Below are 13,325 nucleotides of genomic sequence, written 5' to 3'. Positions count from 1 at the left end.
CTCGAGAGTTTAGGCGCTGCGCACCTGTGCGACTTTCTGGTAGTTGGAGCAACCAGAAAGGCGCACAGGCGGCGGAGCCGCCTAGATCGGCAGCTTGCGGAAGATCGCCCGCGGCACGTGGCGCAGCGCCATCATCACGAAGCGCCAGGGACCCGGGGTCCAGACGATTTCCTTGCCCTTGTCGGACGCGGCGACGGCGAGCGTGGCGACGATGTCCTTGTTCACCGTCAGCGGCGCCTCCTTGACGTGCGCGCTGAACTGGGTGCGCACCATGCCGGGCCGGACCACCGTCACCCGCGGGCCGAACTTGGCCAGGGCCTCGCCCAGGCCGAGGTAGAAGCCGTCGAGGCCGGCCTTGGTGGAGCCGTAGACGAAGTTGGCGCGCTTGACGCGCTCACCGGCGACCGAGGACATCGCGATGATGCGGCCGAAGCCCTGCGCCTTCATCTTCTCGCCGACGAGCACGCCAACGGAGACTGCGGCGGTGTAGTTGACGTTGGCCACCAGCACGGCCTTGCGCTGGTTCTGCCACAGCTCCTCGGCGTCGCCGTCCAGGCCGAACGCGACGATCGCGACGTCGACGTCGCCGGCAGGAGCGGAGCCTGCGGAGCGACCCTTCCCGGCCAGCGCCCAGGCCTCGTCGATGACCTTCGGGTGCGACTCGGCGTCCAGCGCGTCGAAGTCGACGACGCCGACCTCGGTGGCGCCCTTGGCCTTCAGCTGCGCGACCGCGCCGTCACGGCCCGGGTCGCCGGGCAGCGCGGCCAGGATCACCCGCATCGGAGCCTTCTTCAGGTACTCCTCGCAGATGGCCAGGCCGATCTCGGAGGTGCCGCCGAGGAGCAGGAGCGTCTGGGGGTTACCCACGGCGTTGATCACAGTTCCAACCTTCTGGACATATCGGAGGCGAAAACGCCTGTGGGGTCGTACTTCCGGCGGGTCGCGATCCACTCGTCGATCCGCGGGTACATGGCGTGGAAGGTCTCGGCGGTCGCGCGCGAGTCCTTGGCGGTGTACAGCCGGCCGCCGAACTCGAGCACGCGCTTGTCGAGTTCGGTGACCAGCTCGTTCAGGCCTGCCTTGATCGGGAAGTCCATGGCGACATTCCAGCCCGCCATCGGGAAGCTGAGCGGCGCATTGTTGCCCGGTCCGAACAGCTTGAACACGTTGAGTGCCGAATGGTGGCCCGACGCCTGGATGTGCCGAATGATGCTCTTGAACTCTTCGAGGGCCTCGGTGGGCACCAGGAACTGGTACTGGAGGAAGCCCTTCGAGCCGTACGCGCGGTTCCACTCACCGAGGAGGTCGAGCGGGTGGTAGAACTGCGTCAGGTTCTGCACCTTGCCGGTGTAGTTCCCGCCCATCCGGTAGTACAACTCGCCGATGGCGCTGGCCGACAGCTTGTTCATCAGGCCGTTCGGGAACACGTCGGGGACGGTCATCAGCTGCGGGGCGTCGAACTTCAACGGGTCCTTCTGCAGCTTCTTCGGCAGCTCGTCGAACTTCGCGAGCGAGCCGCGGGTAATCGTTGCGCGACCCAGCTTCGGCGGCGCACTGACCACGTCGAACCAGGCGCTCGAGTACGTGTAGTTGTCCTCGGTGCCGTCCTGGTGCGCGGCGACAGTCTCTTCGAGACTCTCGGTCCTGATGCCGTCGTTGATGAAGTACGCCGTCTCGGTGGGCGTCATGCTGATGGTCGCGCGCAGGATGATGCCGGTCAGGCCGTTGCCGCCGATCGTCGCCCAGAACAGCGCGCCCTTGGGGTCGTTGCGACCGCCCTTCGGCGTCAGCTTGCGCACCTGCCCGTCGGCGGTCAGCAGGTCCAGCGACACCACGTGGTTGCCGAAGCTGCCCTCACTGTGGTGGTTCTTGCCGTGGATGTCGGAGCCGATGGCGCCGCCGATGGTGACCTGGCGGGTGCCCGGCAGCACCGGGACCCAGAGGCCGAACGGCAGCGCCGCCCGCATCAGCTGGTCGAGGCTCACGCCGGCGTCGACGTCCACCAGCGCGGTGTCGCGGTCGATGCGGTGAATGCGGTTGAGGGCATTCATGTCGATGACCAGGCCGCCCGCGTTCTGGGCCGGGTCGCCGTAGGAGCGGCCGAGGCCCCGGGCGATGACGCCGCGGCGCAGGTGGCTGGGCTTGCCGTCGTTGCGCTCGGCGACCTGGGCGACCGCGGACGCGATCACCTCGACGTCGGGGGTGGAGAGCACCTCGGCCGTCGTCGGCGCGGTGCGTCCCCAACCGGTGAGGGTGCGGGTCTGGGTGGGGAGAGGCTGCGGCTGTGTAACGTCGGCCGGCGTCTCTTCAGCTGTCGTGGACATCGGTGTAGAGGCTACCTGGCGGTAGCGACGGCAGCCCGTGTCGATGCGCACATGTGGCCACCGCTACCAAGACCCCGGCCGCGGGTCGCTTACCCTCGACCGGTGTCCGGTACCCCCCATGCCCCCGAGCCGCACCTGCCGCTCCCCGTCGAGTTGCCGCTGGTGGACGAGCCCGGCGGCACCGAGGTCGACCTCAAGACCCAGCTGGTCCGGTTTGTGCTCACCGGTGCGCTGTCCGCGGTCGTCGACTTCACGATCACGATCCTGCTGCAGAACGGACTGGGGGTGCCGCGTGCGGCCGCGAAGTCGGTGGGCTTCGTCCTCGGGACGACGACGGCCTACCTGATCAATCGCCGGTGGACGTTCAACGCCCCGCCGAGCCGCGCGCGCTTCGCGGCCGTGGTGGCGTTGTACGCGGTGACCTTCGCGGTCCAGGTCGGTCTGTACACGGTGTTCGGGCAGATCTGGCCGGACACCCTGCTCTACAGCGCCCTCGCCTTCGCCATCGCCCAGGGCACCGCGACGGTGATCAACTTCGTGGTCCAGCGCGCGGTCATCTTCAAGATCCACTGACGCTCGCTCAGGGGGGACCCGCCCCGAGCACCAGCGACGCGGTCCGTGCCGCTCCGGTCGCGTCCACCCAGCCGATCTCGACGCGGTCGCCTGGATGCCGGGCGGTCATCTCGTAGGTGAGGTCCGACGCGGACCGGATCGGGGTGCCGGACCAGGAGGTGATCAGGTCGTCGGACTTGATCCCGGCCTGGTCGGCGGGGGAGCCGAACCCGACGGCCACCACCCGCGCGCCGTCCTGCAGGGTGGGGGAGTTGGTCACCGCGACGCCCAGGAACGGGGTCGGCCCGACGTGCACGGTCCCGCCGGTCCGGCCCTCCCGGACCTGTCCGGCGACGCCCATCGCGTCGTCGATGGGAATGGCGTACGAGGTGATGCCCGTGTGCTCGGCGGCGGGCGCGTCGGGACGGCTGTCCGGGTTGCCCGCGGTGCTGACCCCGACCACCCGCCCGGCGGCGTCGACCAGCGGTCCGCCGGAGTCGCCGGGACGCACGTCGGCGTCCACCTCGATCATCCCGGTCAGCCGGTTGCGGGACCCGTCGGCGGAGCTGCGGGCGGTCACCGACTCGTTCAGCCCGGTGACCCGACCCGGCGACGCGACCGGGAGACCGGCACCCTCGGCGTTGCCGATCGCGGTCACCGGGTCGTGCAGTCGGATCCCGGTGGAGTCGCCGAGGGTCGCGACGGGCAGCCCCTCCGCCGCCCCGAGTCGCAGCACCGCGACGTCCCGGAAGGTGTCGTAGCCGAGCACCTCCGCGTCGTAGCTGCGCCCGGTGGCCATCGCGGTCGCGCTGACGTCGACGGCGCCGTCGACGACGTGGTGGTTGGTGAGCACCAGGCCGTCCTCGGACAGCACTATGCCGGTGCCCGCGGTGCTCTTCAGCCCGGTGCTGGAGGTGACGGTGACGATGGTCGGCACCACCCGGGCCGCGAGTTCCTCCGGGCTCAGCGGGGCGGGCGCCGGCGCCGAGACCTCGGGGGTCGCGACCACGGTGGGGCGCGGGGGCTCGGTGTCCAGCCGGGTGCCGACGAGGGCGAGCGCGACCGCGGCGAGGGCGGCCAGCAGCAGTCGGAGTCCACGTCGGTGTCGCGGCCGACGTCGCGCCGTCCTGTCCGTCTCCACATCCGCCATACACACCCGGCATCCTGCGGCGGGGCCGCCTGATAGATCACGCGCAGTGGTGAATCTGAACTTACGACGTTTCGGGGCCGCGGGTCGGATGATTGCCGGGGTCCGCCAAGGCCAGCTCGGGGACCGCCGGGTCGCGGGAGCCGGCATCGGTTCCGTCACCTCAGGTCCGATTGCGGACGAGGAACGGGCACGCCGACAATCGGTGATTTGCGGGCGGTCTCGCCCGGACACCGGTACCGTCACGTCCGCAACACCCATTCACTGAGAGTTCGCTCGCACCTTACTTGTTGAGAAGGAGCACTCCATGAACGCTGTTCGCCGGGCCACGACGGTCAGGATCTTCGCGGGCGCCGCCACCTTCGCCGCACTGTCGACGGGTTATGCGGGCGCCGGGCTCGCGAATGCCGACCCGGTGAGTGACCTGGTGAGCGCGCACGCCGCCGCAGTCGCGGCCGGACCCTCCTGTGCGGAGGCCGGACTGGCCGATGTCGCGGTGCTGGTCCGGTCGGTGGCGCAGGACGTCGCCGAGGTTTTGCTGCCCTGTCGCGACGTGGCCGGCAGTCTGGGCTCGGGCAGCGCCGGATCATCCGGGGGCGGAAGCAGTTTCGGGTCCAACAACGTCGGCCCGGACAACACCGGCTCCTACAACGCCGGCTCCAACAACACCGGCTCGCAGAACGTCGGGTGGGCGAACACCGGCTCGGCCAACGTCGGGTCGGCGAACACCGGTTCCGGCAACGTCGGGTCGGCGAACACCGGTTCCGGCAACGTCGGGTCGGCCAATACCGGTTCCGGCAACGTGGGCTCGGTCAACACGGGGTCGCTGAACACCGGGTTCGCGAACACCGGGTCGGCCACCGACGGCTCGATGACCACCGGAATCGGCTCGGTCGGCGTCGGATCCACCGGTATCGGCACGATGAGCTGACGGGCTCAGCTCATGCGGTGGCGCAGCACCATGTACACGGCGCGGCGCATGAACGAGGTGCCCAGTGCCTTGGCGTTGCCGACCCGCACGTCCGTCGCCGACAGCAGTCCCGGTTCGGCCGCGCGCAGCGCCTCGTGGAATGCCGCCGCCTGGGACGCCTGCTGGCGTGCGAGCCGCACGCTCCACTGGCCGGCGTTGATGCGGAACGATGCCAGCGGGCGGGGTATCGCGACGACGTCGCCGTGCAGTGCGACGCCGATGTAGGTGGCCTCGTCGATCAGGTACGGGTTGGCGTCGTCCCACCAGCCGATCTTCTCGAGCACGGCGCGCCGCATCAGCACGGAGCCCGGCTCGCCGAAGATGTTCGCCCCGGCGGTCACGGCCCGCCGGGCGGCCACCCGTCCGCTCACCGGTCCGGACAGACCGGCCAGGCCGCGGGCGGCGAGCACCGTCTTTCCCGCCGCGTCGACCAGGGTGCGCTGCGAGGCGACCAGGACCGCGTCGGGATGCTCGTCGAACGCCGCCACCTGCTCGGCCAGGCAGGTCGGGAAGATCGTGTCGTCGCCGCACACCAGCTTGAGCAGGTCGCCGTTCGCGGCCTGGCTCACGCGGTCCCAGTTGGCCTTGGCTCCGCCGCCCGCGGGGGTGTGCAGGATCGTGACGCGGGGGTCGTCGGCGTACGGGGCGAGGGCGGCGAGGGTGCCGTCGCTCGACGCGTGGTCGGCGATGATCAGCTCGAAGTCCTCGAAGGTCTGTCCGAGGATCGAGTCGATGGTTTCGGCGATGTATTCGGCGTTGTTGTACGCCGGGACAACGACGGAGACCCGAGGCGTCATGCGGAACCTGACCTTTTCTTTCTACTGAAGGAGAAATCTCGATACCCGAAGAAGCTCGCGGTCGCGGTCACCGCGGTGATCGCGATCTGCGCCGGGATCGGGGGGAATCCGAACACCGACACCGCCAGCGTCATCAGGGCCATGTTGATCGCGAATGCGCCGAAGTTGACCACGACGAACCGCCACAGGTCCCGCAGCAGGTGCCCGCGGACGCGGAAGACCAGGTAGCGGTACATCGCGAACGCACACAGCACGTTGCACAGGTATCCCGCGACGATTGCGAAGTGGTAGCCGAGCTGGTCGCCGAGGGCGAGCTGCCAGACGATGAACCAGGCCGTGCCGAGCGCCGTGTTGAACCCGCCGACCAGCAGGAAGGCCAGCCCCTGGTTGTTCACCAGCCGCATCAGCGGTCCCGCACCGCCAGACATGCCCGCGGGCGGGGTCGCTTCGGTGTTGCCCGAACTCGGGTCGTGGGGACCGCGGTCGGTCAACTGGTGGTCCTTCATCGCTGTGGTGCTGCCCGTTTGCTCCGGTGAACCCTACCCGAGGGGTTGGGCACCGGCTCCGAACCGTGGCAGCAGCCCGGCCTCGAGTGCGGCGGCAAGCGAGGGTGCCGCCGCGTCCTTGTCGGAGAGCCGGAACTCGAACTCGGCCCCGTCCCGGCCCACGGTGGGCCAGTCGATGCCGACCTCGGGATCGAGCGGGTCGATGCCGTGCTCGCGACCCGGCGCGTACCCGGTCGAGCACAGGTAGACGACGGTCGAGTCGTCCTCGAGCGAGAGGAAGGCGTGTCCGAGACCCTCGCTCAGGAACACCGCGCGGCGGTCGACGTCGTCGAGCAGGACGGCGTCCCACACGCCGAACGTCGGCGACCCGGCCCGCAGGTCCACCGCGACGTCGAGGACCGCGCCGCGCACGCAGGTCACGTACTTGGCCTGGCCGGGCGGCACGTCCGCGAAGTGGACGCCGCGCAGCACGCCGGCCGCGGAGACGGAGCAGTTGGCCTGCTGCAGGTCGAGGGTGCGACCGGTGGCCTCGGTGAACGTCGGGTCCCGGAACCACTCCAGGAACACGCCGCGGTCGTCACCGAACTGCTTGGGGGTGAACTCCCACGCGCCGGGCACTTTCAGTTCGCGAAACTGCATTCCTCACCAATCCTTGCCGCGGTCGAGCAGACCGAGCAGATAGTTGCCGTATCCGGACTTGACCAGCGCCTCGGCCCGCACCCGCAGCTCGTCGTCGGTGATGAAGCCCCGCCGCCAGGCCACCTCCTCGGGCGCCCCGATCTTCAGCCCCTGCCGCTCCTCGATGGTGCGGACGTAGTTCGAGGCGTCGAGCAACGAGTCGAAGGTGCCGGTGTCGAGCCAGGCGGTACCGCGGGGCAACACCTCGACCTGCAGCCGACCGGCCTCGAGGTAGGCGCGGTTGACGTCGGTGATCTCGTACTCGCCGCGCGCCGAGGGCGACAGGTCGCGAGCGATCGACACCACGTCGTTGTCGTAGAAGTACAGCCCCGGAACCGCGTAGTTGGAGCGCGGCTGCCGGGGCTTCTCCTCCAGCGAGATCGCGCGACCCCCGCGGTCGAACTCGATCACGCCGTACGCGGTCGGGTCGGCGACCCAGTACGCGAACACCGCGCCGCCCTCGATCTCCTCGAACCGGGTCAACCGGGTACCCAGACCCGGGCCGTAGAAGATGTTGTCGCCGAGCACCAGCGCGACGGAGTCCGAACCGATGTGCTCGGCGCCCAGCACGAAGGCCTGCGCGAGCCCGTTGGGCTCGGCCTGCACCTGGTAGGTGAGGCTGACGCCGAAGCGTGACCCGTCCCCGAGCAGTCGCTGGAACTGCTCGGCGTCCTCGGGGGTGGTGATCACCAGGATGTCCCGGATGCCGGCCAGCATCAGCGTCGACAGCGGGTAGTAGATCATCGGCTTGTCGAACACCGGCACCAACTGCTTGCTGACCCCGAGCGTGATCGGATGCAGCCGGGACCCGGTTCCACCGGCCAGAATGATTCCGCGCATAGCGGGCAGTGTTCCAGTGTTCGGTTCCCTGGCAAACTCCGGCCACCGGTATCGTGCGGACCGTGAAGCTACTCGTGACCGGCGGTGCTGGATTCATCGGCGCCAACTTCGTCCAGCAGACCGTCGACGAGCGCCCCGATGTGGAGGTGACCGTCCTCGACGCGCTGACCTACGCGGGCAACGTCGAATCGCTGGCCCCGGTCCGGGACAGGATCGACTTCGTCCAGGGCGACATCGCCGACGCCGACCTGGTCGACGGTCTGGTCGCGGGCACGGACCTCGTCGTGCACTTCGCGGCGGAGTCGCACAACGACAACTCCCTCAACGACCCGTCGCCGTTCGTGCGGACCAACGTGATCGGTACCTTCACGCTGCTCGAGGCGATCCGCAAGCACGGCGTGCGCTACCACCACATCTCCACCGACGAGGTGTACGGCGACCTGGAACTCGACGACCCGGCCCGGTTCACCGAGTCCACCCCGTACAACCCGTCGAGCCCGTACTCCTCGACGAAGGCGTCGAGCGACCTGTTGGTGCGCGCCTGGGCCCGCTCGTTCGGGATCACCGCGACCATCTCGAACTGCTCGAACAACTACGGGCCGTACCAGCACGTGGAGAAGTTCATCCCGCGGCAGATCACCAACGTCCTCGACGGTGTCCGGCCCAAGCTCTACGGTCAGGGCCTCAACGTCCGTGACTGGATTCACGTCGAAGACCACAACCGGGCCGTGTGGACGATCATCGAGCGCGGCACGCCGGGGGAGACCTACCTGATCGGCGCGGACGGCGAGGTCGACAACCGGACCGTCGTGCGGACCATCCTGGAGCTGCTGGGCAAGGACCCGGACGACTTCGACGCGGTCACCGACCGGCCGGGCCACGACATGCGGTACGCCATCGACGCCACCCGCCTGCGCACCGAACTCGGCTGGGAACCGCGGTACCGGGACTTCCGCTCCGGCCTGGCCGCGACCGTCGACTGGTACCGCGACAACGAGCAGTGGTGGCGTCCGCAGAAGGGCGCCACGGAACAGGCCTACGCCGCGGCGGGCGAGTCGGTGCTGGGATCCACCGACCCGGGTAGCTGAGAGCGACGGACCGAGCGGACTACCGGCCGAGCGAACGCCGGGTCGCCTCCAGGGTGGCCGCGATGCCGGCCGGCAGCGTGCGGTACGACCGGCGGTCGAGTTCCGGCCAGACCGTCGAGCGCAACCGCAGGTCCCCGGACTGGACGTTGGCGAGCGGCGACGACGCGAGCACGACGGTCGGCTTGCGGCGGAACACGGTGCGGCAGGCGCCGAGCAGGGCGCCGATGGTGGTGCTCTGGCCCGACGCGAAGATCTTCGTGACCCGCTCGCCGGGCCGGGACTGCGCGAGGTCGAGGGCGTCGGCGACCATCTCGGCCGCGTCGGTGACGAACAAGTAGTCGCGCATCGTGTCCATCGGCACGTAGATCGAGATCGGTGCCGACACCAGGTAGCCGCGACACAGGTGCGAGATGAGTCCCTGGGGTTTGGTCAGGTTCTGGCCGGGGCCGTACAGGTTCGCGAACCGCCCCACCACGACGGACGCCCCGGCGTCGGCCCCGAAGCGGTGCATCAGCCGCTCAGCCACCAGCTTCGCGCGGCCGTAGTCGCCGAGCGGCACCGGGTCGGTGTCCTCGGTGTGCGGCGCCCCGGACGAGCCGGCGTAGACCCCACCCGCGGAGGACGCGTGCAGCACCACGCCGGGTGCCGCGCGGCCGCGGGTGATCCTGGCGATCTCGTCCAGCACGTCGGACACGACCGCATTCTCCGCGGCGAACTCGTCGGCGGTCGTGCCGTTCACGCCGACACCGGCGCACCAGACGAGCCGCCACGGCCCGCCGTCGGCCGAGTCGATCACCCGCTGCGCGTCCGCGAAGAGCACCCGCCTGGCGAGGTCGCCGTCGTGCCACGGGACCCGGCTCGTCTCGACCCGTTCGCCCCGACGTTCGAGCTCGCGGATGACGGCGCCGCCCAGCAGGCCGCCGCCGCCCACGACCCAGGTCGGGGTGGCCATCTCAGTCGCCCGCAGGTTTGGATCGACGGTCGTCGGGTGCCGGCTCGGCGCGGCCGAGCGGACCCGCCGCCGGATCGCCGACGATCAGGTACGGCGGCTTGCCCATCGCGGTCTTGACGTTGACACCGACGTACTCGGCGATGACTCCGAGGGAGAACAGGATGGCACCCATGCCGAACAGCAGGACCACCATCGTCGAGGCCCAGCCCCGGACCTCGCTGGCGACGTCGAAGAACATGTACGAGACCAGCACGTACAGCACCAGCGCCAGGCCGAGCGTGGCGAACAGCACGCCGATCAAGCTGACCAATCGCAGGCCCTTGGTCCCGCTGGAGAGCACCATTCGCCAGAAGTGCGAGAGCAGGCTGCGCAGGTGGTATCCGGAGCGTCTGCCCTGCTCGGCGCGCAGTGCCACCGGACTGGTCGTCACGTCTCCCGCGATCCAGCCGAGCGCGACGTCGAGGTAGGCCTCCGACCCCGCATACGCCGCCACCGAACGGCCGACCTCGCCGAGGACCAGCCGGAAGCTCTGGAAGCTGCGGGTGTTGTCACCGGAGAGAGCGTGCGCGATGAGCCACTTCGACCCGCGGGAGGCGGCGTTGCGCAGCAGCCCGTGCGGCGCGGCATTCGTCGGGCGTGCGTAGACGACGGTGGCCTGCTCGTCGAGTGCGGTGTCGAGGAGGCCGCCGATTGCGGCGGGGTCGTGCTGCCCGTCCTCGTCCATGGTGACGATCCACTCGCCCCCGCTCGACGCCATGCCGGCCAGGGTCGCGGGATGCTGGCCGAAGTTCCGGCTCAGCCAGATCGGCCTGACGAAGTCGTGCTCGGCCGCGAGCTGCCGGATGACCGCCGCCGAGTCGTCCGGGCCGTGGTCGAAGACGAGCAGGACCTCCTCGACGACCATCGGCCGGCCTGCCGGGGTGAATCGGGTCGTCGTCCACGGCAGGATCTCGTCGATCAGGTCGCGCAGGGTCTGGGCGCCCTGGTACACCGGCACCACGACGGACATTCGGTGCGGCGCCACCGTGGGTCGGGCGTCATCGGAGGTCACGGGCTGCGAGTTTACGCGGGCGGCACTGAGCGACTGCACACGATCCTGCGCGTGCTGCGTGTTTCCGCGCTCATTTCGGCGGATGGTCTCGCGGCCGTCCGCGTCACGCCGCGACGGCGGCGGGATCCCGAGCGGCCGGGCCCGCGCGGCGCGAACGCAGGAAGTGCACCTCGAGGACGGCAAGGCCGAGAAGGCCGAGGCCGATGCCGGCGAGACCGATCGATCTTCCGGGCGGTGTCCAGGTCAGGTTCAGCGTCCCGTCGACGGTACCGGCGGGGACGTCGACCGCGACGAAGATGCCGTCCACGGCGTAGGTCCCGACTGGTTCGCCGTTCAGCGTGGCCGAGTACCCGGGCCAGTCCAACCGCGCGAAGACCACCCGGCCGCCGTCGGGCGAACTGACGTTCACCGAGCTGGTCGCATCGGTCTCGGCGACGCTCCGCGCGGTCACGTCCTCCGCGTGCGCGACACGTCCGTTTCGGTGGGAGATGGGCCCGTCGATGCGCTCGAGCACGTATGCGAAGTCCGCTACATGTGGGTTCTCCGGGTACTGCGTCCACTTCCAGCCGGGCGGCGCCGGGTTGGCGTCCGCATCCGGGTACTGGGCCCTCTGCAGGATTACGCGGTCGATCAACATGAGGTCGACATAGGTCATGCCGGTCGTCGGCTCGGTGGCGAAGGCGTCAAACACGCTGTCGTAGCAGGTCGAACCGTCGTACTCCATGCACAACCTGTCCCCGAACTCCTCGAACCCGATGGAGGTGTAGGCGTTGACATAGCTGAGGTCGAGTAACTTGGCGTAATTTCCCCAGGTCAGGGTGCTCCAGGTGGCGTCCAGCGTCAGGTTCTCGCGGGGCTCCAGGTCGCGGGTGCCCAACTGGAGGTTGTTGCCTGCCCAGTCGGGGAAGGCGGCCTTGGCCTCGGACTGTTTGGCCGGCAGCAGCCACTGCGACTCGTACGGGTTCTCGCTGACCTGGAAGTGCACCACCGGCAGGGTGGACGCCATCAGCAGCCCGGCCACCGCGGCGATCCCGAAGCGGGACGCCACAAACAGGACAGCGGCACCGGCCGCCAGGATCACCAGACCCCACAGCAGGTGCGTACCGAACAGAAGCGGAGTGGACGACCCCGCGCGAAGCACCATGACGGCGACCAGTACTGCGCCCACGACGCACCGTGTCCTCAACGAACGCAGCGTGCCGTGCCTGCTGAGCAGCACACAGACCACGATCAGTGCGGCGAACGCAACGAACGGCAGCACCCGGCCCGGCCAGCGCAGGGGTCCCAGGCTGCTCGGCCCGGCGGCCGCGATCAGCATGACGCCCAGGAAGATCAGCGTCCCGGACAAACTGCGGAGCGTTTTGCCGACAGCCTGCCAGTCGACGAACGCCAGCGCCGGAATCAGGAACCACGCGATGTAGGTGACCGGCCACGGTTGCACCTCGCCCTGCCACGCCTGAATCGCCGGCAGCGCCGACGGCATGCTCGCAGTGAATGTCTCCGACCACGGCGCGGTGAGGAAGTTGTCGTTGTAGACGTTGCCCTCATCGGTGCGCCAGGTGACATCGCCCGAGAGGGCGCCGGGCAGAAAGGTGATCGCCCCCGCCGCGCCCGCGCAGGCACCCACGACGAGGAGTCGCAGCGACGGCTGCCACTTGCCCTGGTACAGGTATTCGCCGACGGCGAGGCAGGCGACCAGGATGCCTGCGCACAGCGCGGGGTGGAGGTAGCCGACGCTGAGCGCGAGGTAGAGGAACACGAACGTCGGGAGCGGACCGGAGCGTCCCCGCGAGTATCGGACGGCGCTGGCCCACGCCTGCAACACCCAGGCGGTACTCGTCAGTGCCGTCACCCAGGACGCCTGATCGTAGAACAGCGAGAATCCGGTGAAGGAAACAGCGACGCCCGCCACCGCCGCCCACGCTGGTCGCGCCCCGTATTCGAGGCAGACCCGGTAGACGCCGAGGGCCATGATCGCCGCGAAGGCGAACTTCGTGGCCGTCGCGAACAGCACCATGTTGTCCACCGAGGGCGCAATCATGTTGATCGCGATCTGGACGGGATTCCACAGCCCGCCCTGTCCCTCCACCGGATAGTTGCCGGCCATCCACTGCTCGGGCGTCAGAGAAGGCATCGTGCCGGTGCGGAGGATGCGGCCTAGATAGATCCAGTTCGGGATCGCGCCGGACTCGGTATCGTCCATGTAGAAGAAGCGGTCGTTGACCGACAGCACCGTGACGTAACCCGCCGCCACCATCAGAACGGTGATCGAGCCCCACAGCCACCGTCGCCTCCGCGTCGAATCCGGCGCGGCGGGGACGGTGTTCACATGGGCTCCAAGACAACGTGGGGTGGGGCCACATGCCCCCTGGCCAAGGTGAGGCTAGTCGACCGAGCGATGGGGTGAAGACTCGCGAATC

Annotated in this window: 13 protein-coding genes; 3 read left to right on the top strand and 10 right to left on the bottom strand. The window is 69.3% G+C overall.

All coding sequences use genetic code 11. The features are described from left to right. Nucleotides 1–81: 81 nt before the first annotated feature. On the bottom strand, nt 82–879 hold the full coding sequence (locus tag AC1DU4_RS15185) for a decaprenylphospho-beta-D-erythro-pentofuranosid-2-ulose 2-reductase (protein ID WP_477841139.1): 798 nt from the start codon (nt 877–879) through the stop codon (nt 82–84). Continuing rightward, on the bottom strand, nt 876–2,324 hold the full coding sequence (locus AC1DU4_RS15180; RefSeq protein WP_477841137.1) for an FAD-binding protein: 1,449 nt from the start codon (nt 2,322–2,324) through the stop codon (nt 876–878). Before AC1DU4_RS15180 ends, AC1DU4_RS15185 begins: the two co-directional genes overlap by 4 nt. A gap of 102 nt (nt 2,325–2,426) precedes the next feature. Between AC1DU4_RS15180 and AC1DU4_RS15175 the strand changes: the two genes are divergently transcribed. After that, nucleotides 2,427–2,897, top strand: a complete 471-nt coding sequence (locus tag AC1DU4_RS15175) for a GtrA family protein (RefSeq protein WP_477841135.1) — start codon at nt 2,427–2,429, stop codon at nt 2,895–2,897. A gap of 7 nt (nt 2,898–2,904) precedes the next feature. Here AC1DU4_RS15175 and AC1DU4_RS15170 read toward each other — a convergent pair whose 3' ends face one another. After that, nucleotides 2,905–4,026, bottom strand: coding sequence for a S1C family serine protease (locus AC1DU4_RS15170; protein WP_477841132.1), 1,122 nt, complete (start codon nt 4,024–4,026; stop codon nt 2,905–2,907). A gap of 304 nt (nt 4,027–4,330) precedes the next feature. On the opposite strand from AC1DU4_RS15170, the gene AC1DU4_RS15165 reads away from it, so the two are divergent. After that, nucleotides 4,331–4,954, top strand: a complete 624-nt coding sequence (locus AC1DU4_RS15165) for a pentapeptide repeat-containing protein (protein ID WP_477841131.1) — start codon at nt 4,331–4,333, stop codon at nt 4,952–4,954. Between the two features lie 5 nt (nt 4,955–4,959). On the opposite strand, the gene AC1DU4_RS15160 is transcribed toward AC1DU4_RS15165, so the two are convergent. From AC1DU4_RS15160 to rfbA, 4 genes are read right to left on the bottom strand one after another with little or no spacing between them, the layout of a single operon-like run. Then, on the bottom strand, nt 4,960–5,790 hold the full coding sequence (locus tag AC1DU4_RS15160; protein ID WP_072844504.1) for a glycosyltransferase family 2 protein: 831 nt from the start codon (nt 5,788–5,790) through the stop codon (nt 4,960–4,962). After that, nucleotides 5,787–6,296, bottom strand: a complete 510-nt coding sequence (locus AC1DU4_RS15155) for a GtrA family protein (protein ID WP_092775757.1) — start codon at nt 6,294–6,296, stop codon at nt 5,787–5,789. Before AC1DU4_RS15155 ends, AC1DU4_RS15160 begins: the two co-directional genes overlap by 4 nt. Before the next feature lie 33 nt (nt 6,297–6,329). Beyond that, nucleotides 6,330–6,935 carry a dTDP-4-dehydrorhamnose 3,5-epimerase family protein gene (locus tag AC1DU4_RS15150; protein WP_477841128.1) on the bottom strand — a complete coding sequence of 202 codons (606 nt, stop codon included), beginning with the start codon at nt 6,933–6,935 and terminating at the stop codon, nt 6,330–6,332. Between the two features lie 3 nt (nt 6,936–6,938). Further along, the gene (rfbA, locus tag AC1DU4_RS15145) at nt 6,939–7,814 is read right to left on the bottom strand and encodes a glucose-1-phosphate thymidylyltransferase RfbA (RefSeq protein WP_477841126.1); all 876 of its coding nucleotides are present in this window, start codon (nt 7,812–7,814) and stop codon (nt 6,939–6,941) included. A 62-nt stretch (nt 7,815–7,876) separates the two neighbouring features. Here rfbA and rfbB point away from each other — a divergent pair, with 62 nt between their 5' ends. Then, entirely contained in the window at nt 7,877–8,902 is a 1,026-nt protein-coding gene (gene rfbB, locus AC1DU4_RS15140; RefSeq protein WP_477841124.1) for a dTDP-glucose 4,6-dehydratase, read from the top strand. A gap of 19 nt (nt 8,903–8,921) precedes the next feature. Here rfbB and AC1DU4_RS15135 read toward each other — a convergent pair whose 3' ends face one another. The 3 genes from AC1DU4_RS15135 to AC1DU4_RS15125 all read right to left on the bottom strand — a co-directional run bounded on the left by AC1DU4_RS15135 (nt 8,922) and on the right by AC1DU4_RS15125 (nt 13,234). Beyond that, a complete protein-coding gene (locus tag AC1DU4_RS15135) occupies nt 8,922–9,854 on the bottom strand; it encodes an NAD-dependent epimerase/dehydratase family protein (RefSeq protein ID WP_072844507.1) in 933 nt (310 codons plus the stop codon). Nucleotide 9,855: 1 nt separating this feature from the next. Next, nucleotides 9,856–10,863: a glycosyltransferase gene (locus tag AC1DU4_RS15130; protein WP_477841172.1), complete on the bottom strand. Its 1,008-nt coding sequence runs from the start codon at nt 10,861–10,863 to the stop codon at nt 9,856–9,858. 145 nt (nt 10,864–11,008) lie between these two features. Continuing rightward, nucleotides 11,009–13,234 carry an energy-coupling factor transporter transmembrane component T family protein gene (locus AC1DU4_RS15125; RefSeq protein ID WP_477841122.1) on the bottom strand — a complete coding sequence of 742 codons (2,226 nt, stop codon included), beginning with the start codon at nt 13,232–13,234 and terminating at the stop codon, nt 11,009–11,011. Nucleotides 13,235–13,325: the final 91 nt, after the last annotated feature.

It is taken from the genome of Rhodococcus sp. P4_F5, assembly GCF_056401315.1.
Note: the sequence above shows the minus strand (reverse complement) of the source record. Positions and strands in the feature narration are given on the sequence as shown.